The organism is Lentzea chajnantorensis (assembly GCF_054300775.1).
In genome coordinates this window covers 3,997,028-4,019,736 of record NZ_JBSDZT010000002.1, presented here as the reverse complement: position 1 = coordinate 4,019,736, position 22,709 = coordinate 3,997,028, and the positions used below count along the sequence as shown (strand labels likewise).

The window sequence follows — 22,709 nt, the reverse complement described above, 5'->3', positions numbered from 1 at the left end:
GGCCCGTCGAGGCCGAGGACCTAGTCGTCCCGGCCGCCGCCGAGCGCGGCGGCCCGTCCACGTCCAGATCGTCCGAGCGGCGCTGACCCGACGCACACGGACCGCGGTCGCGCCGGGTCCGGCGGGCACCGCATCGCAGAACGGCCTCCGGCCAACGCCGGCACCCCGTCGAGGCCGAGCGCGGCGGTCCGGTGAGCGTGATCAGGCCAGGTGCGCGGACCGGATGTCCCGCCGCGAGCCCAGCCCGAGCTTCCGCAGCACGCTCGACGTGTGCTGCTCGACGGTCCGCGGTGACAGGAACAGCACCTCGGCGATCTCGTTGTTCGTGAGCCCGGCGACCAGCAGCCGCGCCACCTCCCGTTCCCGCGGCGAGAGGTCGTCGCCGTAGCCGCGGCTGCCGCGCCGGGACGGGGTGACCGCGCCCAGGCCGCGCAGCAGGTGGCGGCAGCGGGCCGCGTCGTGGGAGGCGTCGAGCGCTTCGAACCGGTCGGCGCAGCGGGTGTAGGCGGTGATCGCGGCGCTGCCACCGCGGCGCAGCAGGTGCGAGCCTGCCCGTTCCCACGCCAGTGCCGCGAGGTAGGGGGCCCGGCAGTCCTCGTAGGCGCGGGCGGCGGCGGTGAAGCACGGTGTCCCGTCACCGCCGGTGTGCGCGGCGAGGGCGCCCCGGCAGGAGTGCAGCGCGGCGGCGGCCAGCGGTGCGGCCGCCTGTGCGATGCCCTCCTCCAGGTCGCGCACGACGTCCCTGGCGTCGTGGACGCGGTCGGCGGCCAGGTAGGCGTCGACCGCCGCCTCGGCCAGCTCCCCCGCCCACGCCCACACCTGCTTGCGCCGCGCGAGTGCGAGCCCCGCGTCGGCTTCGTGACCGGCCCGTGCCACGTCGTCGCGCAGCGCGAGCCGGACCAGACCGGCGCTGCCGGCGAGCGCGACCGGGGTGACGGCGTCGCGCGGGGTGCGCACCCCGGTCTGCTCCAGGTGCGCCGCGGCGGCGGCCCACTGGCCGCGGGCCAGTGCGAGCAGGCCCAGCACCAGGTGCAGCTCGCCCGCCACCGCCACCAGCCCGCGGTGCTCGGCCAGCAGCGCCGCCGCCCGTTCGGCCAGCCCGTCCCACTCGCCGGTGAACCAGGCGAGCCGCACCTCGGTGCTGTGCGCGGTGCTCAGCACGTACCGCGCGCCGCTGTCCCGTGCCGCCTGCGTGCCGAACCGCAGGTGGTCGCCCGCCTGGTCGAAGCGGCCGACGATGGTGAGCGAGTCGGCGAGGTTGCAGTGCGCCCGCGCGACCTGGCGCTGTTCGCCGAGGGTGCGGCCCGCCCGCGGCAGGCTGTCGAGCCGGTCGAGCACCGCCCGGTCGCCGACCGCCACGAGCGAGCCGACAACGTTGGCAACGAGCGAGATGCGCAGCTCACCGTCCTCGCAGCGACCGGCGATGGCGTCGGCCTCGCGCAGCCACCTGGTCAGCGACGGCAGCGGCGCGTCGCCGTTGAACGGCTGGGCCAGCGCGCTCACGCACTTCGCGGCCAGCTCCGGACGCCCTGCCAGGTCGTCGACGGCGAGCTCCAGCTGCGCGCGGCCCTCGGCGAGGGTGTCGGACTGGCGGGCCAGCAGCAGCCCCAGGTGCATCCGCACCTCACCGCGCGCGGCGGGCGAGAGCCGTTCGTCGGCCAGCAGCGGTTTGAGCACCGCCACCGAGGCGGCGACGTCCAGGCCCAGCAGCGACGCCTCCCCCAGCTTGGCACCCAGCCGGTCGACGTCGGCACCGGACAGCGACGCCTCGGCGAGCAGCAGCCGCAGCAACGCGGTGGCAGTCGTGGCGTCGGCGGAGGCCAGTGCCTGGTCGGCGGCCCGTTCGCCGTAGGTGAGCCACTCGTCGCGCCGGTGGGCGAGGCGGCTGTGCTCGGCCAGCTGCACCAGCGGTGGCGGGTCAGCCGCGGCCAGCGACCGGACCGCCCGCGCGTGCAGCTCGGTGCGGTGCATGACGCCGACGGCGCAGTACACGGCCTGCCGGGCCAGCGCGTGCCGGAACCAGTAGGTGTTCTCCCCCGTCTGGTGCAGCACCGGGCGGGCCAGCGCCTCGTCCACCGCCGCGCGCAGCCGCTGCCCTGCCAGGTCCGCCACCTCGCCGAGCTGCTCCGCGGTGACCGGCTCGGTGAACACCGAGGCCGCGCGGACCAGCCGGCGCGCGTCGGGCGTGAGCGCCGCGACCCGTTCCGCCACGGACTCCCGCACCAGCACCGGCACCCCGCCGTGGCCCGCACCGTGACCGCGGATGGCCTCCTCGACGACGAACGGCAGCCCCGCCGTGCGTCCGTGCAGCTCGGCGGCGACCGCCTCGCCCACCGCGGGCACCCCCAGGACCGCCGCGGCCAGCTCACCGACCTGCGCGACGTCCAGCGGCGCCAGCTCGACGATCTCCGTCGTCACCCCGGCGGCCGGCCGGAACGCGGTCCCCAGCGGCATCCCGCCGGTCACGTCCTCGCGCCGGAACGTGATCACGACCGCCAGCCGCGCGGGCGGGTCGGACAGCAGGAACCGCAGGAACGCCAGCGTCGCCTCGTCGGCCCAGTGCAGGTCCTCGACGACGAGCACCGCCGGTCCCGCGACCGCGAGCACCTCGCGGACCGCCCGGAACAGCAGGTGCCGGTCGAACCGCGGGTCGGCGGCGGTGACCGGCGCCGGCAGCACGTCCGCGAGCTCCGGCACGACGGCCCGCAGCGCGGCGGTGACCGGCGACAGCCCGCCACCGGCCAGCACCCCGCGCAGCCCGCGCAACGCCTCCAGCACCGGCCCCAGCACGAACGGTTCCGGCGTGCGCTGGCACCGCCCGGTCAGCACGGTCGGCAGCACCGGCGCGACGGCCGCGACCAGCTCCCGCACCAGCCGGCTCTTGCCGACCCCCGCCTCGCCCTCCACCTGCACCAGCGCCGGTCTGCGCCCCACGACGGCGGCCCGCAGCAGGCCCAGCTCGGCGGCACGGCCCACCAGGGCCGCGGGGGTGGACGACGACTGGGCTCCTGGCATGTGGTCCCTCCGGACGAACGTGCGTTCACCGGTGTAGAGGCGCCCAGGGCCGGAACGGGATGCGCGGGAGCGGAATCCGCCGGAAACCCGGCAGCGCGGGACGCCGCCGTGAGCCCACCGGCGACGTCCCGCGCTCACCGCCTACGCGCTGCGGTAGTCGATCGTGTGCCGGTAGACGAGGTTGCGGGTCGACGCGGACACGTCCAGCCCGGCGGCGGGCCTGCGGGAGAGGAACCACTCGCGGAGGTTGCTGGTGCGGTTGCCGGCGAGGCTGTCGAACGTGCGCACCGGCCCGTTGTCGACCTCGCGCCACAGCCGGATCAGCGCGCCCGCCACCCTGGCCTCCACCTGGTCGCCGTTCTGCAGGTTGGTGGCCGAGGTCGGCTGGGACGGGTCGAACCAGCGGGTGTTCATCAGGTCGACCTCGACGCCGTTGACGTAGACGTACTTGCCGTCGCCCATGACGTAGCCGGCCAGTGCGTTGGCGAAGCCCTCGGTCCACCCGCAGTTCGTGCCGCTGACCCGGTTCGGGTAGTGCGGGCTGGGGCAGTCGTCCCGCGGCCACCACCCCTGGTGGAGCACGTCCATCAGCCCGTGCCCGGCCTCGTGGATGACGAGGTGCTCGGAGTCGGGGTCGGCGGCGGCCAGCTCGACGTGGCGGTCAGGGAGGGCGACGGAGTTGTCCCAGTGGGCACCGACCGTGCTGTCCGGGTGCCACCAGAGGGAGAGCTTGCGGCAGGTCCCGGTCTCGGCGCCGGTCCAGCACCGGCTCTGGCCGTGCACGCCCCACAGGCGGGTGATGGTGTCGAACGCCCGCCAGCCGCGCATCTGGAAGTCGGCGGGGGCGGTCGCGCCGAAGTCGACCTCGGTGCCGGTGGCGACCGAGGTCCTGGCCGCGGTGTAGCTGGTGTAGGGCGTGCTGGTGGTGAACGGCCGCACCTGCCACAGGCCGGAGTCGGCGGTGAAGCGCACCCACACCTGGGACAGGGTGGTCGTGGCGGGGAAGCACACGCGGTACGAGCCGTCCTGGGCGCTGGTCAGGCCGGTGCCGTAGGTCGTGACCTGGCTGCCGGCCGTGATGCGTCCCTCGACGCGCACACCGGCGTTGCGGACGGGCTTCCACGTGTTGTCCGGGGTGGCGTGGCTGTAGCTGCCCTTCGCGCAGACCTGGTTCGCCGCGGCCTGCGCGTCCTGGACCGCGGTCCGCGACACGGTGGCCATGTCGGCGCCGTCCGCACCGGCCCTGGACGCACCGGGCTGTCCGGCCACGGTGAGCGTCGCGGCGGACCGGGCGGGGCGCAGCCTGGCGTCGGTGCGCACGGTCGCCTCGACCTGGGCGGGACCCGCCTGCACGGCCGTGACGCCGAAGCGCACGGTCCGCTCGGCGGTCAGGCCGATCGACTGCTCGGCGACCGTGCCGAACCCGGCCGTGCGCGGTGCGGAGAGCCCGCCGCGGTCGGTCAGCCGCAACCCGGCCGGCAGCCGCACGACGAGCTGGGCCCGGTCGACGCGGGCCTTCGGGCGCAGGTGCAGGGTCGCGGTCGCGGACTCGCCGACGGCGGGCAGCCGGTCCAGCGCGAGCTCCGTGTCCACACAGGACTCGGGTGCCGGCGGGCACTCGGCGGCGGCGGCGGTCGCGGGCAGGGGGACGGCCAGCGCGGCCGCCGACGCGACCGCCAGGGCGGTGATGAGGTGGGGAACCATTGCAGGGGAGCCTTCCGGGCCTGGTCACACCGTTGTGACGACCGAAAGGATGGGTCGCGGGGCCCGCCGCGGCAATGACGTCGGGACGCCCTCGCCAATTGTGTGAAAAAGGTGCCGCCACGGCCGGGACGCGGCCTCAATGCTGTGAAAAACCGGTCACCAGTGCCAGCGGGTGCCGACCACGCACGGCCGCACGTCGTGGACGACCAGCGCGCTGGTGCCGGACGCGCCGACGTGCAGCGGCTCGGTGGTGTGCTCGGGTGCGGCCGGTCCGTCCTTGCGGAACGTGTGCCCGCCGGCCGGTGGGTCGCCTTCGAACCGGACCAGCTGCGCGTACTCGCCGACGGGACTGCGCAAGCGCCGGGAGTAGAACTCGACCGGCGGACCGGGCGGCGCGCACAGCCCGTACTCGACGACGGTGTGCTCGCCGGGTTTGAGCGGCCGGTCCAGCAGCAGCTCGGCCACGATCAGCCCGGAGGCGGCGGCGACCACCGTCCGGCCGACGCGGCAGAAGTCGACGGCCGTCAACGCGGGCGTGGTGCCCGGTTCGTCGGCCTCGTAGCGCACCAGGTACCGGTGGACGAGTCCGCTCAGCCCGCGCAGGACCACCCTGGACCGCACACCGCGTTCGGTGCGGTCGACGCGCACGGTGAAGACGTCGTGCGCCGACACGAGCCCGCACCGGCCCTCGTCCGGGTCGTCGAGCTCGGCGACGAGCGGTGCGACGTGCGGGCTGTCCGGCCGGGTGACCCAGCGCCCGCGCGGGCGTGGCGCGCCCAGCAGCACGACCAGCGAGGCCGGTGGCAGGCCCAGCACCCGTTCCAGCAGCTGCACCGCGCGCAACGACTCCGGCCCCTCGGGGCGGCGGTGGCCGCGGCGCCAGTAGCTCAGGGTGGCGATGCCGATCTCGGTGCCCTGCTCGGCCAGCCGGTGGCGGACGCGGTCGAGCGTCAGCCCGCTGGCGGTGATCGCGGCGTCCAGCGCCTCGGCGAACGACGCGAGCCGTTCCCGGCCGACCTCCTGGGACATCACCGGCCTCCTGGAACTCGTCGTCCCGGTATGGTCGGCGGCTTCGTGCGGGAGTTCAAGTGCGGGGTTCGCGATGTGGACGGTCGTGTGGTGGCACAGCGCCCGGCGAGTCCTGGTCTCGCCGGGCGCCGTGCGTTCAGGGGGTGTTACGCCGCGCCGTTGAGGAACGCGGTGTACAGCAGGGCGTTGGGCGAGCTGGACCCGATGCCCGTCAGGCGGTTGGTGGTCGCGCTGCGCACGAGCGCGTCACGCACCTGCGCCGGCGTGGCGGAGGTGTTGCGCGCCAGGTACAGCGCCGCCGCACCCGCCACGTGCGGCGAGGCCATCGACGTGCCCGACATCGTCGCCGTGCCGGTGGTGCTGGAGTAGGAGGCCGACACGATGTCCGTGCCCGGCGCCCAGATGTCCAGGCACGAGCCGTAGTTGCTGTCGAAGCGGCGCTCGTCCTCCCAGGTCGCGTTGCCGACGGTGACGGCAGCCGCGACCTTCTGCGGGCTGTAGTAGCAGGAGTCGTCGGTGGAGTTGCCCGCCGCCTGCACCCACTGCACGCCGCTGGCCACGACGGCCTTGACGGCGTTGTCGATGGCGGGGGTGTTGCACCGCTGGCGGCAGCCGATGCTGTAGTTGACCACCGCGGGCTTCACGGCGTTCTTGGCGACCCAGTCGGCGGCCGCGAGGATGTCGTCGTCGTAGGCGTCGCCCTTGCAGTTGAGCACGCGCATCGGCACGATCGTCGCCTTCTTGGCCACGCCGTACTTCGTGCCCGCCGCGGTGCCGGCGACGTGGGTGCCGTGGCCGTTGCAGTCCTGGGGCGTGCGGTCGTCGTCGACGTAGTCGTAGCCCGCCGCGATCCGGCCGGTGAACTCGCTGTGGCTCGCGTTGATGCCGCTGTCGAGGATGTAGATCCGCACGCCCTGGCCCGCGCTCGACGGGTAGCTGTAGCTCCTGTCGAGCGGGTAGTCGCGCTGGTCGATCCGGTCCACGCCCCAGTTCGGCGTCGGCGTCTGGGTGTCCATCGTGGACATCCGGTTGACCTGCTGGACGTAGGCGACCTTCGGGTCCTTGGCGAGCTTCGCGGCCTGGGTCGCCGACATGGTGGCGGAGTAGCCGTCGACCACCCGGTCGTAGGTCTTGCGCACCGTGCCGCCGTACCGCTGGACCATCGCCGCGGCCGAGGCGTCAACGTTGTCCTCGCCCTTGAACACCACGATGTAGCGGTCGGCCACGGCGTCCGAGGCACCCGCGTTCAGGATCGCGGGTCCGGCCTCGGGTTGCGACGCGGCGGTGCCGGCGGTCATCGCCACCACACCGGCCGCGGCGGCCGCGCAGGCGACCGCCCTCATGATTTTGTTGCGCATCGACGTGCACCTTTACTTCGCAGGGGATGCGGGTTCAGGGACCGCGGTGGTGACCGCGGTTGCTCCGCTCCACGAACGTAAAAGTGCGGTTGTGCAGCCGACAACACTCAAAGCTGCGGCCGGGACGACCACGTACCGCACCACCTACCGCTAACGGCGGGCGAACGACCGTTATCCGTTATCCGGTACGTGGACGGTCTTAGAGGTCCTAACAGAATCGTTGGACGTGGCGGTAGCAGATGATGCAGGTAGCGAGGCCGAGGAAGGCTTCGTGGATGTCGTCGCGGCGTTCCCAGCGGATGCGCAGGCGTTTCATACCGTGGTACCAGGCGATCGTGCGCTCCACGACCCAGCGGACTGTCCCCAGGCCGGAGCCGTGGGACTCGCCGCGGCGAGCGATCCGCGGCGTGATTCCCCTGGCGCGCAGGCGTCTGCGGTACTTGTCGTGGTCGTAGCCGCGGTCGGCGTAGACCGTCCTCGGGCGTCGGCGCGGCCGGCCCCGTCTGCCGCGCACGTTGGGCACCGCGTCCAGTAGCGGCTCGAGACCGGTGACGTCGTTGCGGTTGCCGCCGGTGAGCAGGACCGCGAGCGGGATGCCCCCGCCGTCGGTCAGGACGTGGTGTTTGGAGCCCGGCCGGGCGCGGTCGACCGGGCTCGGCCCGCTTTTGGGCCGCGTCGAGCAGCACGGACGTGCGAGGTGTCGATCACTGCCCGGTCCCAGTCCAGCCTGCCCGCCGAGTGCAACTCCGCCAGCAGAAGCTCATGCAGCCGCGACCACACGCCAGCCTCGTTCCAGTCGCGCAACCGCCGCCAGCAGGTCATCCCGGAGCCGAAGCCCAACTCCTGCGGCAGGAACTCCCACTGGATCCCGGTGTGCAGCACGAACAGAATTCCGCACAGCACCTGCCGGTCCGGCATCCTCTTACGACCAGGATTACGCGGCCTGCGCGGCACCACCGGCAGTAACGGCTCGATCCGCTCCCACAGATCGTCCGAGACGATCCACGGCGGCGACTGACCCCTCCTCACGGTCAAACATGATCCACATCCGACATGCTGCACGCCACCACGTTGATCATTCTGTTAGGAACTCTTAGGGCGCTACCGCGCGGTGCACGCTGTCGCGCAGGAACGCCCGGCGCCGCTCGTGCTCCTCGGCGGCTTCGTCGGCGGTGGCCGCGTACACGTTGCTGACCGGCGACCACGCCATGGACATGGCGATCACCACGGCCATCACGTCGAACGGCTCGCCGGCGCGGACGAGCCCGGCGGCCTGCGCCTGGGCGATGGCCTCCAGCTTGCCCGCGTCCACCCGGTCGGCGTCGGCGACGAGGTGGCCGGTGGGGCGGCGTTCCAGCCGGGCCCAGGTGGCGAGCCGGATCAGGTCGGGCCGCTCCAGGTACTCGTCGTACAGGCGCACGGCCCAGCCGGCGAGGTCGGTGGCGTCGATGGGGACGACGTCCATGATCCGCTCCAGCGACCCGGAGAAGATCGCGTCGAACAGCCCGTCCTTGCTGCCGAAGTAGCCGTAGAGCTGGGCCTTGTTCGTCCGTGCCGCGGCCACGACCCGCTCGATGCGGGCACCGGCGATGCCGTACTCGGCGAACTCGCGGGTGGCGACGTCGATGATGCGCTGCCGCGTGGCCTCGCCGCGGGCGGTCAACCGCTGGTCGGACATGGTGCCAGCCTACAGACAGAACAGTTGGTTTGCTTTGCCGGGCGCCTGGGGTTAGCGTGAAATAGACAGAACAGTCTGTTTGGAGGAGAGCCCATGAGGACCACCACCGGCTGGCGGGCCCACGACGCGACCACGGTGCGCGCCGCCCCGATCCCCCGCCGCGACCTGCGTCGTGACGACATCGCGGTGCGCGTGGACCACTGCGGTGTCTGCCACACCGACCTACACTCCCTGCGCGCCCACGACGGCGGGACCGTGCTGGTGCCCGGCCATGAGTTCACCGGCGTGGTCACCGAGACCGGCCAGGACGTGACCGCCTTCCGCGTCGGCGACCCGGTCGCGGTCGGCAACATCGTCGACTCGTGCGGCACGTGCCCGATGTGCCTGGCGGGACAGGAGAACTTCTGCCGCGAGTTCCCCACGCTGACCTACGGCGGCACGGACCGGCACGACGGTTCGACGACGCTGGGCGGTTTCTCCCGCGAGTACGTCGTGCGCGAGAGCTTCGCCCATCCTCTGCCGCCCGGCCTGGACCCGGCCGCCGCCGCGCCGCTGCTGTGCGCGGGCATCACGGTGTGGGAACCGTTGCGCGCCTTGGGAGTCGGCCCCGGCACGCGGGTCGCGGTGAGCGGCCTGGGCGGCCTCGGCCACCTCGCCGTGAAGTTCGCGGCAGCCCTGGGCGCGGAGGTCGCGGTGGTGACCCGCTCGGCCGACCGCGCGACCGACGCCACCCGCCTCGGCGCGCACGACGTGGTCGTCTCCACCGACCCCGGGCAGATGGCCGCGGCCCGCGACCGCTTCGACGTCGTCCTCGACACCATCCCGGTCGCCCACGACCTGAGCCCGTACCTCGGCCTGGTCGCCCTGGACGGCACGCTCAGCCAGGTCGGGCACCTCGGCCCGATCACGGTCGAGGCGCTGGACCTGCTGGTGGGCCGCAAGAAGCTCAGCTCCGCCGGCAGCGGAGGCCTGGCCGCCACCACCGCCATGCTGGAGTTCTGCGCCACCCACGGCATCACCGCCGACGTCGAGGTCCTGCCGTCGGCGCGGGTGAACGAGGCGCTGGACCGGCTGGCGCGCGGGGACGTGCGGTACCGGTTCGTGCTGGACCTGTCCGACCTGTCCTGAACCGGAGCGCCGCGGCGAGATCGCGTCCGCCGGGTGGTCAGAGGCCGCGCAGCAGCAGCTCCAGGGCGAAGTCGAACCGGTCGTGGCCCTCGCCGGCGCCGATCTTGTCGGCGTGCTCGACGGTGTGCGGGAAACGGCTCACCGGCAACATCCGCAGCCGCGCCAGGGCCTCGGCGCGGTCGACGACGCGCGTGTCCCGGCCGCCGTCGGGGTGCCGGCGCAGGGACGCCTCGACGGTGTAGGCGCTGACGTACAGCAGTGCCGCGTCGATCGTCCACGCCGCCGCCTGCGGGTCCACGCCGCCGGCCAGCAGGATGCCGAGCATGCCCTCGGTGATGCGGAGCGTGTCGAGGTTCTTCGGCGCGGCCGACAACGCGGCCTGCGCGATGCCGGGGTAGCGCAGGAACTCGTCGCGCAGCTGCCCGCAGACGTCGGCGAACTGGGCCCGCCACCGCTCGGCGTCCGGTGCGGGCAGCGCGACCCGCTTGCCCAGCGCGCCGATGAGCAGGTCGTCGAGCTCGGCCTTGTTGCGCACGTGCGCGTAGAGCGAGGCCGGACCGGTGTCGAGGGCGGCGGCGACCCGGCGCATCGTCAACGAGGCGTAGCCGTCGGTCTCCACGAGCCGCAGGGCCGTGTCGACGATGCGGCCGACCGTGATCGGTTCCTTGCGCGCCGCGGGCTGCTCGTCCAGTGCCGCGATCTGCGCCGCCCACTCGTCGCGTGCCGAGGCGCTCTTCCGGTTCATGTCACCCAGCCTACAGTTGACACGAACAGCGTTCGTAAGTAGAACGGTGTTCGTGTCAACCTCCACCGCGCAGCCCCGCCTGCGCTCCCCCGGTTCCCTGCGGGAGGCGTGGATCGCCCTCGCCGGGCTGTCCGCCGTCTTCCTGTTCGAGATGCTCGACGGCTCGATCCTCACCGTCGCGCTGCCCACGATCGGCCGCGACCTGCACGCCTCGACGACCGCGCTGCAGTGGGTGTCGAACTCCTACGCCGTCGTGTTCGGCGGGCTGATGCTCGTGTTCGGTGCCGTGGCCGACCGGGTCGGGCGGCGCCGCGTGATGCTCGCCGGGCTCGTCCTGCTCGGTGCCGCGAGCCTCGCGACGCTCTTCGTCACGTCCGTGGGCGAGCTGGTCGCGGTGCGGTCGGTCATGGGCGTCGCGGCCGCGATGACCACACCCGGTTCGATCGCGCTGGCCTTCCGGCTGTTCCGCGCCGACGACCTGCGCGTCCGCGCGATGACGCTGATCTCCACGGTCGGTCTCGTCGGCCTGGCCATCGGCCCGCCGCTCGGCGGCGCCCTGCTGACCGTGGCGCCGTGGCAGGCGCTGCTGCTGGTCAACGTCCCGATCTCGGTGCTGGCGTTCGCCGGCATCGGCCGCGGCGTCGAGGCCGACACCGCGGCCGAGCTGCACCGCGACCCGGCGGACCTCCTCGGCGGCGTGCTCGGCACCGCGACCATCGTGCTCGCCCTGGTCGTGCCGACGTTCTTCGTCGAACGGGGCGCCTCGTCGTGGCTGCCGTGGACCGCCTCCGCCGCAACGGTCGTGGCAGCGGTTCTGTACGTCGTCCGCGCGCGCACGGCCAGCCATCCGTTGCTGGACCTCAAGCTCGTCGCACGGCCGCTGGTCGCCAGCGGTCTCGCGCACAAGGCGGCGACCGGGCTGGCGGCGGCCGGTCTCACCTACCTCGTGACGTTGCAGCTGCAGCTCGACTGGGGCTGGTCCCCCGCGCTCGCGGCGGCCGGGATGCTGCCGCAGGTCGTCGTGCTGATCGCCGGTGGCCCGCTGGTCACCCGGTTCGTGCGCGCGGTGGGCCTGGACCGGGCGGCGTGGCTCGGCGGGAGCTGCGTCGTGACGGGCCTCGCGGTGTACGCGCTGCTCGGGCGACTCGGCTACGCGCCGGTCGCGGCCGCTCTCGTGCTCGTCGCCATCGGCATCCGCGTGGTCGGCGCGGTCGCGGGCGTGAACGTGCTGAAGGGCCTGCCGGAGAACCGGACCTCGATCGGCGCGGCTCTCGTCGACACCGCCTCGCAGGTCACCGCCGCCGCCGGGGTCGCCGTCAGCGGCACGGTGCTCGCGGTGCTGTTCGCGGGCGGCATCGCCCAGCCGGGGTGGAGTGCCGCGCAGACCGCGCAGTTCGAGCGGGCCGTCACGATCGGCGGTCTCGCGCTCACCGCCCTGTCGGCCGCCCTCGTCGGCTGGGGCTTCGTGCGCGCCCGGCGGGTGTGAACGGCGGGTGTGAACGGCGGACGTGAGCGGCGCTCGAGCCGGCCCCGAGAGCATGAGAGCGCTCTGGTCTCGGACGAGAGGGTGCACGCCGATGCTCAGCCCTGCCAAGCCCAGCACCACCGCCTCCCCCACCGCTCCCAGGGCGCGCTTCGCCCGCCCCGCGGCTCTCGTGGCAGCGGTCGTGGCCACCTCGGTCGCACTGGCGCTCGTCGCCCACGCCGTCTACACCCGCGACCCGTACTGGGGCCTGCGCTGGACGGTGGACCTCAAGGTGTACCTGGCCAGCGGGCAGGCGGTGCGCGACGGCCGGTCGCTCTACGACCTGGTGGTGCTGTCGCCGCTGTACGGGCCGATGTCCTACACCTACCCTCCGCTGGCCGCCGCCGCGATCTTCGCGCCGCTGTCGTTCCTGCCGACCGGAGCGGCGGGCCTGCTGTGGAACACCGCGTCGCTGGCCGCGCTGGGCGCGGTGGTGTGGCTGACGGTGCGGATCGCGGGGGTCCGGCGGCACCGCGGCCTGCTCGTGGTCGCCGGTCTGGTCCTGGTGTCGTTGCTGCTGCCGGTGCGCGTGCAGCTGATCGCCGGGCAGATCAACGCGTTCCTGCTCCTGCTGGTGCTGCTGGACTTCCGCCCCGGCGCGGGGCGGTGGCGGGGTGTCGGCATCGGCATCGCGGCCGGGCTGAAGATCACGCCGTTGCTGTTCATCGGCTACCTGCTGGTGACCCGGCAGTGGGCGGCGGCCCGCACTGCGGCGCTGGCGTTCCTGGGCACGGTCGCGGCCGGTTTCCTCGTCGCACCGGGTGACTCGGCCCGGTACTGGGGTGGGCTGGTGCTGGAGTCGTCGCGGGTGGCCGACGTGTACGTGACGCCGAACCAGTCGTTGCCGGGCGCGCTGGCCAGGGCGCTGGGCACGGTGGGGTTCGACCGGTCGTGGTTGCCCGTGCTGGCGCTGGTGGCGGTCTGCGGCCTGGCGGTGGCCCGGTCCGCGCACCGCCGGGGGTCGGACTTCCTGGGGTTCTCGGCCGCGGCGGTCACCAGCCTGCTCGTGTCACCGGTGAGCTGGGAGCACCACTGGGTCTGGGTGGTGCCGCTGCTGGTGTGGCTGGCGGCCCACGCGCACCTGCGGCGGTCGCCGGGCCTGGCGGCGCTCACCGCCGTGGTGTTCGTGGTGTTCGCCGTGCGGTGGTTCGCGCTGCTCGACGTGCCGGAGGTGCCGCCGCTGTCCGGCGGGCTGACGGTGTGGCAGCAGCTCGCGGCGGGGCTGTGGCCGCTGACCGGTCTGCTGCTCCTGCCGGTCGTGCTGGCCGCGGCCCGCGCACCGGCGCTGAGCAGCACACCTGCCGCGCAGGCGGTATAACGTCCACCCCGGACTCATCAGCACACAGCAGTGACGGCGGTCACAGGTCGGGGACGCTCGGAGCCGGAGCGGACAAGTACCAGCGTGACCAAGCCCAAGGAGCGCGCCGTGGACGGCAGCAGGCCGGACCTCGACGGTGAGGACCCGGCCGCCGCGTTCACCGCGCTCTTCGACACCCATGCCCCTGCCCTGCGCGGCTACCTGGCGGGCCGCGTCGGGCTCGACACCGCCGACGACCTGGTCGCGGAGACGTTCCTCGTGGCCCTGCGCAGGCGCGGCGCCTACGACCCGGCCCAGGCGCCGGTGCGCGGCTGGTTGTACGGCATCGCGACGAACCTGCTGCGCAACCACGTGCGCACGGAGCTGCGCGGTTACCGGGCGACCGAACGGCTGCACACCGAGACCGAGCACTCCCACGACGCACAGGTCGCCGCCAGGGTGGACGCCCAGCGCCAGCTCGCGCGGGCGTTGCCGAGGCTGTCGGCGCAGGAGCGGGACCTGCTGCTGCTGACGTCCTGGGCCGGGCTGGACCCGTCCGAGGTCGCGACCGCGCTGAACCTGCCTGCCAGCACGGTCCGCTCACGCCTGCACCGCGTGCGCACGAAACTGCAGGCACTGCTCACAGGGGAGTCGTCATGACCGAGTTGGACGAAGCACTGGACCTGCTGCACCGGGCTGACCGCACGAGCACCCGCCCGCTCGACGCCGTGCGCGCCAGGGTCGTCGAAGCCGCGGCCACGGGCACCGTGGTCCCGCTGCGCCGCCGCAAGCTGCTACCGGTGACCGTCGCCGCGGCCGCCGTGGCACTCGTCGCCGCGGGAGTGGTCGTGGTCCACGACACCGACGCACCGTCCCAGGCACCGCCCGCCGCCGCACCCCCGGTGTCCGCGTCGCCGAGCCCCACCGAACAGCAGGTGGCGCTGCTGTCCGCGGCCGAGCTGCTCGACGACGCGGCGGGCAAGATCACGCCGGTCGACCAGCCGGTCGGGCCCGGCCAGTACCGCCTCATCACCGAGCACGGCACGTACGCGCGCGGCATGATGTTCGGGTCCTCCGTGGACAATCCCCAGCCGATGAGGGGCGCCACCTACGCGGTCGAGCTGACCTACCAGACGTGGATCCCCGCGGACGTCACGCAGGAGTGGGTCAACCGCCGCACCCAGAACGGTGAGGCGAAGTGGCTGGGCGGCAACGTCCCGCAGTCCGAGGCGCCTTACACCAACCAGGACACCGACACCGGCGAGCGCCGCGGCAAGTGCGGTGACTTCTTCCCGAAGTCCCAGCCGCGCAAGGTGTGCGGCGACCCGACCGACTGGGACTCGCCCGCGTTCTACGCCGCGCTGCCGCGTGACCCGGCGGCGCTGTACGAGTGGCTGCGCAGCACCACGAGCCAGCGCGGTTCGACGCCCGCGGCCATGTTCGCCAAGGCCACCGAGATCCTCCGCGCCGGCCTGATGCCCGCGGACCTGCGCGCCGGCTGGTACCGCGCCATCGCGAAGATCGACGGCGTCACGGTCTCCCCGCAGAAGGTGACCATGGACGGCCGCACCGGCGTCGGCATCACGCTGACGGACCGGCACGAGCGCGTGGAGCTCGTCATCTCCCCGGAGACGGGCGACTTCATCGGCGACCGCAGGCTCACCGGTCCCGGCAGCGAGTACACCTGGCTGCCCGAGGGCACGGTGCTGACCTCGACGGCGATCACGACGAAGGTCGTCGACAGCGTCGGCTGAGCCGGTGGCTCGGGAAGGCCGGTCGCGGTTTCCGCGGCCGGCCTCCGCCCGTGCCGGGCACGCGCACCGAACCGCCGTCTGGCAAGGTCGGGACCATGAGTGATCGGCAGGCCCGTGTGCTCCGCGCGTTCGAGACGTTCTTCGCCCCGGCGGCGGAGGCGTCCCCGTCCTGGGTGCTGGAGCTGTTCCGCCGCACCGCCACCACCGTGCCCGCCTACCGGGACTTCCTGGCCGAGCACGGGATCGAGCCGGAGTCCGTGCAGGCGTTCGCGGACTTCCAGCGCCTGCCGCTGACGGAGAAGGCGAACTACCACCAGCGCCACCCGCTGCCCGACCTGTGCCGCGACGGCACCCTCGCGGCCTGCGACATGATCGCCGTCTCGTCCGGTTCCAGCGGCCGGCCGACGATCTGGCCGCGGTCGCTGGAGGACGAGCTGCACGTGGCCCGCCGCTTCGAGCAGGTGCTCGTCGACGGCTTCGGCGCGGACGAGCGCAGCACGCTGGCGGTCGTGTGCTTCCCGCTCGGCACGTGGGTCGGCGGCCTGTTCACGCAGGCGTGCGTGCGCCACCTGGCCGCGAAGGGCTGCCCCATCACGGTGGTGGCGCCGGGCAACAACAAGGCGGAGGTCCTGCGCGTCCTGCCTGAGCTCGCACCGCACTTCGAGCAGACCGTCCTGCTCGGCTACCCGCCGTTCGTCAAGGACGTGGTCGACTCCGGCACCGACTGGTCGTTCGACGTGAAGCTGGTGCTGGCCGGCGAGGTCTTCAGCGAACAGTGGCGCGACCTGGTCGCCACCAGGGCCGGCATCGCGGACCCGGTGCACGACATCGCCGCGCTCTACGGCACTGCCGACGCGGGCGTGCTCGGCACCGAGACCGCGCTGTCGGTGGGCATCCGCCGCTTCCTCGCCCACCGCCCCGACCTGGCGCGGCTGGTGTTCGGCGACCCGCGCCTGCCGACCCTGGTGCAGTACGACCCCGCCAGCCGCTTCTTCGAGGTCGTCGACGACACCCTCGTGTTCACCGCGGACGGCGGAATCCCGCTGGTGCGCTACCGCATCGGCGACGAGGGCGGCCTCCTCCCCCACGCCGAACTGCTCGCGCTGTGCGCCGAACACGGCTTCACACCACCCGACGGCCCGCCGCTGCCGTTCGTCTACGTGTTCGGGCGCTCGCTGTTCACGGTGTCGTTCTTCGGGGCGAACGTGTACCCGGAGAACGTGACGGTGGGGCTGGAACAACCGGAGATCAGCGCGACGGTGACAGGGAAGTTCGTGATCGAGTCGGTGGAGGACGCGGACCGCGACCGGTCGCTGCGGATCACGGTGGAGGTCGCGCCGGGCGCCACCGCCGACGCACCCGCGATCGCGCAGTCGGTGCGGGCGCAGCTGCTGCGGCTCAACAGCGAGTTCGCGAACTACGTGCCGGTGGAGCGGCAGCTGCCGGAGGTGGTGCTGCGACCGGCCGGGGACCCGGAGTACTTCCCGGTGGGGGTGAAACACCGCTACACGCGCCCCTCATAGCCGGCTCCGCACCTCGGCGAGATCCTGCAGGCACATGGTGTGCACAGAACCGGAGTCGTACTCGGGACACAGGGCGACCGCCCTCTGGAGCACCTCGACCGCTTCCTGGAGACGCCCCGCGTCTCGGTACGCACGACCGAGCAGACTGAGCTTGTAGGCCTGGGCAAGGGGATGCCGCACGCGGCCTTGTGCCCGAACCAGGCCCAGAGCGCTTTCATGGCACTGGATCGCCTCTTCCAGGCGACCCAGCCCCCGGCAAGCCTCACCGCGGTTGCTCAGGAGGTTGTCCTCGTAGTGGTCGATCTGCTCCAAAGCAGCCCGCTCCTGCTGCTCGCACCACTCCAGCGACTCGTTCCACCTGCCCAGCTCGCCGCTCGTGCCGGCGAGGTTCCCCAGCAGGGTGGGCAACCAACCCGCGTAGCCGATGTCCCGGGCCACCTCCAGTCCTTGCAGCAAGAGCTCACGAGCACGTTCGAGCCGACCTGCTTGTCTCAACGGGAAACAGATGTTGTTGAGGGTGACGCACTCCCCGTGCCGGTCCCCGTGCGCACGCCGCAGGTCCAGGGCCCGGCTGTGACAGGCGAAGGACTCCTCGTGCTGCTGTTTCTGGGCGAACAGAATTCCCAGGCTGTTCAGGACCTCGGCCTCGGCCCAGGTGTCACCCAGGAGCGTGGCGGCGTCCAACCCGATGTGGGTGGCGGTGTGCCATTCCTCCCAGCGGTGTGTGTTCATGTAGTAGCGCGTCAGCAAGGCCGGCAGCTGCCAAGCCGGCCCGTTCACGCCGCTGTCGTGTGCGCGTCGTGTGACCGCGACCAGGTTCGCGTGCTCGTCTGCGATCCACGCCAGCGCCTCCTCCCTGGAGCGGAACCTCGACGGCACGACCCTTGCCGGCAACGGATCCGGTGTGAGAAGTCGGTAGTGCGGGTCCAGCACCCGTTGTGTGTTCGCGACGGTGTGCACGTACCAGCCGGCCACGCGCGCAAACGCTTCACGTTGCTCGGCAACGGTTTCGTCCCGGCGCGCACACTCGGCCGCGTAGAGCCGCACGAGGTCGTGGAACCGGTAACGCCGACCGTGCGCCTCCAGCAGGTGCGCTCCGACCAGCCGTTGCAACGACCGCCGAGCCTCACCGCCGACGAGTGCGTCAACGGCGGCGGCACTGATGTCCGGTCCCGGGTGCAAGCCGAGCAAACGGAAGGTCCGCGCGTCCTCTGCGGACAACGCGCGGTACGACGAAGCGAAGACGGCCCGCACCGCGCTGGGGTCCGGCGACAACGCCTCGAGCCGTGACTGCTCGTCCGCCAGCTCCGCGACGAGGTCCGGCAGTGGCACGTTCGAGGCGGCGGCCCGTTCCGCGATGATCCGCAACGCCAGCGGCAGCCGCCCGCACAGCTCGGCGAGGTTCTCGAGCGCCGCCACCGGCATGTCGTGCAGCTCGGCGGCCAGGAGCTCGACCGCCTCGCCGAGCGGCAGCACGTCCACGGTGACGCGGTGGGCTCCCTCGCGTGCCACGAGGCTCGACAACGCGCTGCGGCTCGTCACCACGACGCGGCAGAGGTTGCTCCCGGGCAACAGCGGACGCACCTGGTCCGCGGTCGCCGCGTTGTCGAGCACGATCAGGACCCGGCGGTCGGCGAGCAGCGACCGGTACAACCGCTGGCGGGCTTCGAGGTCGATCGGGATGTGCGCGTCGGGCACGTTGAGGGCGCGCAGGAAGCCTTCGAGCACCAGCCCCGGTTCCGCGGACGGTTCGACGGGGTCGTACCCCCGCAGGTTCGTGTACAGCTGGCCGTCCGGGAAGCGGTCCTGGACCCGGTGCGCCCAGTGCACCGCGAGCGCTGTCTTGCCCACCCCTCCCGCTCCGGCGAGCGCGGAGATGACCAGCGCACGCCCGTCGGCCTCCAACAGCCGGTCGAGCCGGTCGAGGTGTTCCGCGCGGCCTGCGAATCCCCGCACGTCGCACGGCAGTTCCCGCGGTACCGGCAACGCGGGCGACGAGCCGTGCACGTGCACGTTCCCGGCCTGCACCACGGTCCTGACGTCGCCGTGCACCGTGTTGTGCGTCAAGTTGTCCGGCTTCTCGGCCATCCGAGAACCATACGCACCCGAACAATCGGCCGGTCGACGTGGCCGCGTGGCCTCAACCCGTGCTCAGCTTCACCGCGGCTGTGGTCGGGGTGGCGACGATCCGCGACCGGTACGCCAGCACGCTCAACGCCACAGCCGCCAGCGCCACATAACCGTCAACCTCGTGCACGGGAATCATGAACACCGCGGTGACGATGACGAACGTCGGCCAGTGACCGCGCAACGCGAGCAACAACAACACGGGCACGCACCACACCCAGTGGTGCAGCCACGAGACCGGGGACGCCAACAGGCCGGCGGCCGCGATGACGAACAACGCGACGACGTCGTCATCGGAGCGCCACGCCACGAACGTCGCCGCGGCCACGGCGACGACTGACAGCACCACCCACAGCAGCGACCGGGTGCCGGACTCCAGGCCGAGGCCGCGCAGCAGCCCCTGGATCGACTGGTTCGTCTGCAGCGCGACACCGCTGATCCGTTCGGGGTTCACCATCGCGTGGAACCAGAACTGCACCGAGTCACGCGGCGCCACCAGGAAGCCCACCACGGCCAGGCCGGCGGAGGTGGCGGCGGCGGTCAGCGCGGCCCGCCAGTCGCGGCGGACGAGGAAGTACAGCACGAAGATCAGCGGTGTCAGCTTGACCGCCGCCGCCACGCCGACCAGCGCGCCGCGGAAGCGACGGTCCGTGACCGCCAGGCAGTCGACCACGACCAGGCCCAGCAGCAGGAGGTTGATCTGGCCGTAGCCGAACGTCGACTCCACCGGGTCCAGCGCCAGCGCGGCGATCGGCGCGACCGGGCCGAGCGTCCACCGCAGGCCGGGCCGCACCCGGCCCGCGACGGTGACGCACACGGCGGTCAAAGCGACGAAGCCCGCGGTCAGCAGAAGCGGGTTCAGCGCCCACCCCGGAACAAAGCTCATCGCACTGAACGACACGGCCGCCAGCGGCGGGTAGGTGAATGGCAGCCCCGGGTCGAGTGGCGGGCCGGTGAACCCGGAGTAGAGCGGATTGCCCGTCAGCCAGGCGAGGCCGCCGAGCCGGTACACGTCGAGGTCGATCGGGTAGTGGCCGTGCCAGCGGATCAGCAGCCCGACCAGCGCCAATACCCACGCCAGACCCACCACCGGACGAATTCGGTGATTTTCTGCACGCTGGAGCAACCCATTGAACTCTGACACGTCTTTTCCCCGGTTCGAACAAAGAAGAACGATTACCCCGACGCTATCCGCGGAATGCGCGCACCACCTTGACGATTGACCGGCAGAACCTCCGGAAGAAATTCTCACCGAAGCGACGAGGACGCGAACGAGAACTGCCGGGTCGTGGCAACATGGCCCGGTGAGCTCGTTCGGGGACTTCCTGCGCTTCTACCGATCCCGCGTGCCGCTGACCCAGGAGGAGCTGGCGGACCGCACCGGGCTCAGCATGCGCGCGATCAGCGACATGGAACGCGGCCGGACGCTCACCCCGCAGTCACGCACGGTGCAGCTGCTCGTGAGCGGGCTCGGGCTGGCCGGGGACGAGGCCGCCGAGTTCGCGGCGCTCGCGCGGGCAGGGCGGGTGCCGGAGGCGGAGGTCCGGCCGGAGCCGCCCAGCGCGGTGCTGCCGGCGGCGAGCCTGCCGCCGGTGCTGCTGGAGCTGACCGGCCGGGAGGCCGAGCAACGGGCCGTGGACGGGTTCGCGCGCGAGGCGGAGTCGTCGGCGCTGGTGCAGATCGCGGTGCTGCACGGGCCGCCGGGCGCGGGCAAGACAGCGCTCGCCGTCGACGCGGCGCACCGGCTGGGCGCACGGTTCCCGCACGGCGCGGTGTTCCTGGACCTGCGCGGGATGGACGCCGAGCCGTTGTCACCGGGGCGGGCCGCGCACCGGTTGCTGCGGTCGTTCAACGTCGACGAGCGGCAGATCCCCGCGGACCCCGAGGACCGGCTGTCGCTGTACCACTCGTTGTTGCGGGACCGGACGGTGCTGCTGGTGCTCGACAACGCCGCCGGCGAGGCCCAGGTGCGGCCGCTGATCGCGTCGAGCCCCGGCACGATGGTGCTCGTGACCAGCAGGAACACGCTTACCGGCCTGGACGCGCGGCACCGGCTCGCGGTGGACCTGCTGCCGCTGGAGCGGTCCGTCGCGCTGCTGCGCGCGGTGGCGGGCGACCGGGTGGACACCGAGCCCGAGGCGGCCCAGCGCGTGGCGGAGCTGTGCGGGGGCATGCCGCTGGCGCTGCTCATCGCGGGCAACCGGCTGGCCAGCAGGCCACAGTGGACGGTCGAGCACTTCGCGACGCAGCTGGCCGACGAACGGCGGCGGCTGTCGTTGCTCAAGGCGGGCGACCTGCAGGTGCGCACGGCGTTCGAGAACTCCTACCACCAGCTCAGCCCGGACGCGGCACGGCTCTTCCGCAGGCTGGCGCTGGTCCCGGGGCCGGACACGAGCGTGGAGCTGGCCGCGGTGGTCACCGCCGAGGACGGCGGGCACGGCGCCGAGGAGGTGCTGGAGGAGCTGGCCGACGCGAGCCTGCTGGGGGTCAGCGAGACGCCCGGCCGCTACCGGCGGCACGACCTGCTGCGGGTGTTCGCCGCCGAACGGCTGGAGCTCGACGAGGACCCCGCCGTGGTGCGCGAGCTGAGCACCCGGCTGCGGCACTCGCTGCTCGACATCGCCACGACGGCCGCGCGCCACTTCGACCACGACGACCCGCCGGTGCGCTCAGAGTCGTTGCCCGACAAGGAGTCCGCGGGCCGGTGGCTGGTGATGGAGCTGGAGCACTGGCGCGGTGCGCTGCGGGCGGCGGCCCGGCTCGGCGAGCACGAGCGGGTGCTCGCACTGGCGCAGGCGATGCACTGGTACTCGGACCTGCACGGGGTCGGCGAGCTGTGGCGTGAGGTGTTCCAGGCGGGAGCGGACGCGGCGCGCGCGTTGGGCACCCCGCGGGACACGGTGGAACAGTTGAACTACCTGGCGTGGGCGCAGTACGCGTTGTGCGGGCAGCCGAGAGAGGCGTTGGTGGCGCACGAGCAGGCGGCGGCGATCGAGGTCGACGACACGGTCACGCAGGCGTGGACGTGGTACTACGGCTCGGCGATCCTGCGGCGCAACGGGGAACCGCGGCGGGCGGTCGAGCTGGGGCGGCGCGCGCTCGCGTTGTTCGAGGAGGCCGGGTACCCGATCGGCGAGAACCTGGCGTTGTCGTTGCTGGGCCTCATGCTGCACGGCACCGGTGAGCTCGGCGAGGCGGTCGAGGTGCAGCGGCGCAGCGTCGAGCAGCACCGCGCGGCCGGCGGCGACGAGGAGCTGCTGGCGATGATGCTCATCCGGCTCGCGACCAGCCTGGCCGCCACGGGCGACGTGGACGGGGCGCTGGAGTTGCTGAACGAGGCGGAGTCGTTGTTCTCCAGGCACGGCACGACCGCCGGGGTCGCGCGGGTGCGGCACAACCGCGGTCTGGTGCTGATGGACGCGGGCCGGCTCGGCGAGGCGCGCGAGCAGCTGCTGTCGGCGCTGGACGAGGCCCGGCTGTCCGACCACCGGATCGAGGTCATGGCGCGACTGGTGGAGCTCGCCGACGTGGCCGGTGACGCCGCGCAGGCGCGCGAGCTGCGGGTGCGGGCGCTGGCCGAATGCGACCGCTACGACACGCCCGCCGTGCGCGCGATGGCCGCCAAGCTGACCGCCGACCTGGCCTGAGCAGGGGCACGGCCGGTCCGCCAGAGGAACAAGACCCGTCTTCGGCACCGGGGATCGGACCGCGGCGCCCGGTGAACAGGACCGCCGTCCCGCGATGTGGATCGTGCCCCGACGGCGGCGGCTGCGGAAGACCAGCCCAAACAACGTCCATTGTGGACTCCCAATGCATTTGGTTCGGA

The 22,709-nt window shown here is 72.8% G+C and carries 16 protein-coding genes; 7 read left to right on the top strand and 9 right to left on the bottom strand.

Features of this window, described 5'->3' with window-relative positions; genetic code table 11:
- Positions 1-201: 201 nt before the first annotated feature.
- The 6 genes from ACVDFE_RS20340 to ACVDFE_RS20315 form a co-directional block, all read right to left on the bottom strand.
- Positions 202-3,015 (bottom strand): helix-turn-helix transcriptional regulator, encoded by a 2,814-nt coding sequence (locus ACVDFE_RS20340; RefSeq protein WP_458431437.1) that lies wholly within the window; start codon positions 3,013-3,015, stop codon positions 202-204.
- A gap of 141 nt (positions 3,016-3,156) precedes the next feature.
- The gene (locus ACVDFE_RS20335; RefSeq protein ID WP_360392930.1) at positions 3,157-4,719 is read right to left on the bottom strand and encodes a hypothetical protein; all 1,563 of its coding nucleotides are present in this window, start codon (positions 4,717-4,719) and stop codon (positions 3,157-3,159) included.
- Positions 4,720-4,875: 156 nt separating this feature from the next.
- Positions 4,876-5,748 (bottom strand): XRE family transcriptional regulator, encoded by an 873-nt coding sequence (locus ACVDFE_RS20330; RefSeq protein WP_458431436.1) that lies wholly within the window; start codon positions 5,746-5,748, stop codon positions 4,876-4,878.
- A gap of 146 nt (positions 5,749-5,894) precedes the next feature.
- The gene (locus tag ACVDFE_RS20325) at positions 5,895-7,106 is read right to left on the bottom strand and encodes a S8 family peptidase (RefSeq protein ID WP_458431435.1); all 1,212 of its coding nucleotides are present in this window, start codon (positions 7,104-7,106) and stop codon (positions 5,895-5,897) included.
- 208 nt (positions 7,107-7,314) lie between these two features.
- Positions 7,315-8,135 (bottom strand): IS5 family transposase gene (locus ACVDFE_RS20320; RefSeq protein WP_458430872.1). Its coding sequence is split into 2 segments (ribosomal slippage): positions 7,315-7,775 and positions 7,775-8,135, totalling 822 coding nucleotides; the frame shifts between segments, so codons are not numbered across the junction.
- 64 nt (positions 8,136-8,199) lie between these two features.
- Positions 8,200-8,784, bottom strand: a complete 585-nt coding sequence (locus ACVDFE_RS20315; RefSeq protein WP_458431434.1) for a TetR family transcriptional regulator — start codon at positions 8,782-8,784, stop codon at positions 8,200-8,202.
- Positions 8,785-8,877: 93 nt separating this feature from the next.
- Between ACVDFE_RS20315 and ACVDFE_RS20310 the strand changes: the two genes are divergently transcribed.
- Positions 8,878-9,912: an NAD(P)-dependent alcohol dehydrogenase gene (locus ACVDFE_RS20310; RefSeq protein WP_458431433.1), complete on the top strand. Its 1,035-nt coding sequence runs from the start codon at positions 8,878-8,880 to the stop codon at positions 9,910-9,912.
- A gap of 37 nt (positions 9,913-9,949) precedes the next feature.
- On the opposite strand, the gene ACVDFE_RS20305 is transcribed toward ACVDFE_RS20310, so the two are convergent.
- Positions 9,950-10,657 (bottom strand): TetR/AcrR family transcriptional regulator, encoded by a 708-nt coding sequence (locus ACVDFE_RS20305; protein ID WP_458431432.1) that lies wholly within the window; start codon positions 10,655-10,657, stop codon positions 9,950-9,952.
- Between the two features lie 52 nt (positions 10,658-10,709).
- Between ACVDFE_RS20305 and ACVDFE_RS20300 the strand changes: the two genes are divergently transcribed.
- From ACVDFE_RS20300 to ACVDFE_RS20280, 5 genes are all read left to right on the top strand, one after another.
- Positions 10,710-12,143, top strand: a complete 1,434-nt coding sequence (locus ACVDFE_RS20300) for an MFS transporter (RefSeq protein ID WP_458431431.1) — start codon at positions 10,710-10,712, stop codon at positions 12,141-12,143.
- 91 nt (positions 12,144-12,234) lie between these two features.
- A complete protein-coding gene (locus ACVDFE_RS20295; RefSeq protein WP_458431430.1) occupies positions 12,235-13,500 on the top strand; it encodes a glycosyltransferase 87 family protein in 1,266 nt (421 codons plus the stop codon).
- Between the two features lie 84 nt (positions 13,501-13,584).
- A complete protein-coding gene (locus ACVDFE_RS20290) occupies positions 13,585-14,139 on the top strand; it encodes an RNA polymerase sigma factor (RefSeq protein WP_360392908.1) in 555 nt (184 codons plus the stop codon).
- Complete coding sequence (locus tag ACVDFE_RS20285) at positions 14,136-15,233, top strand: CU044_5270 family protein (protein ID WP_360392905.1); 1,098 nt, start codon at positions 14,136-14,138, stop codon at positions 15,231-15,233. Before ACVDFE_RS20290 ends, ACVDFE_RS20285 begins: the two co-directional genes overlap by 4 nt.
- Positions 15,234-15,328: 95 nt before the next feature.
- Complete coding sequence (locus ACVDFE_RS20280; RefSeq protein ID WP_458431429.1) at positions 15,329-16,756, top strand: phenylacetate--CoA ligase family protein; 1,428 nt, start codon at positions 15,329-15,331, stop codon at positions 16,754-16,756.
- Here ACVDFE_RS20280 and ACVDFE_RS20275 read toward each other — a convergent pair.
- Positions 16,751-18,844, bottom strand: coding sequence for an ATP-binding protein (locus tag ACVDFE_RS20275; RefSeq protein ID WP_458431428.1), 2,094 nt, complete (start codon positions 18,842-18,844; stop codon positions 16,751-16,753). The genes ACVDFE_RS20280 and ACVDFE_RS20275 overlap by 6 nt on opposite strands.
- Positions 18,845-18,896: 52 nt before the next feature.
- Complete coding sequence (locus ACVDFE_RS20270) at positions 18,897-19,973, bottom strand: glycosyltransferase 87 family protein (protein WP_458431427.1); 1,077 nt, start codon at positions 19,971-19,973, stop codon at positions 18,897-18,899.
- 214 nt (positions 19,974-20,187) lie between these two features.
- Between ACVDFE_RS20270 and ACVDFE_RS20265 the strand changes: the two genes are divergently transcribed.
- The gene (locus ACVDFE_RS20265) at positions 20,188-22,530 is read left to right on the top strand and encodes an ATP-binding protein (protein WP_458431426.1); all 2,343 of its coding nucleotides are present in this window, start codon (positions 20,188-20,190) and stop codon (positions 22,528-22,530) included.
- The last annotated feature ends 179 nt before the right edge of the window (positions 22,531-22,709 follow it).

Excerpts from the sequence above, each read along its gene's own strand:
- ACVDFE_RS20275 (WP_458431428.1), bottom strand. The coding sequence starts at position 18,844 with ATGGCCGAGAAGCCGGACAACTTGACGCACAACACGGTGCACGGCGAC.
- ACVDFE_RS20310 (WP_458431433.1), top strand. The coding sequence starts at position 8,878 with ATGAGGACCACCACCGGCTGGCGGGCCCACGACGCGACCACGGTGCGC.
- ACVDFE_RS20335 (WP_360392930.1), bottom strand. The coding sequence starts at position 4,719 with ATGGTTCCCCACCTCATCACCGCCCTGGCGGTCGCGTCGGCGGCCGCG.
- ACVDFE_RS20315 (WP_458431434.1), bottom strand. The coding sequence starts at position 8,784 with ATGTCCGACCAGCGGTTGACCGCCCGCGGCGAGGCCACGCGGCAGCGC.
- ACVDFE_RS20295 (WP_458431430.1), top strand. The coding sequence starts at position 12,235 with ATGCTCAGCCCTGCCAAGCCCAGCACCACCGCCTCCCCCACCGCTCCC.
- ACVDFE_RS20285 (WP_360392905.1), top strand. The coding sequence starts at position 14,136 with ATGACCGAGTTGGACGAAGCACTGGACCTGCTGCACCGGGCTGACCGC.
- ACVDFE_RS20325 (WP_458431435.1), bottom strand. The coding sequence starts at position 7,106 with ATGCGCAACAAAATCATGAGGGCGGTCGCCTGCGCGGCCGCCGCGGCC.
- ACVDFE_RS20340 (WP_458431437.1), bottom strand. The coding sequence starts at position 3,015 with ATGCCAGGAGCCCAGTCGTCGTCCACCCCCGCGGCCCTGGTGGGCCGT.
- ACVDFE_RS20305 (WP_458431432.1), bottom strand. The coding sequence starts at position 10,657 with ATGAACCGGAAGAGCGCCTCGGCACGCGACGAGTGGGCGGCGCAGATC.
- ACVDFE_RS20280 (WP_458431429.1), top strand. The coding sequence starts at position 15,329 with ATGAGTGATCGGCAGGCCCGTGTGCTCCGCGCGTTCGAGACGTTCTTC.
- ACVDFE_RS20330 (WP_458431436.1), bottom strand. The coding sequence starts at position 5,748 with ATGTCCCAGGAGGTCGGCCGGGAACGGCTCGCGTCGTTCGCCGAGGCG.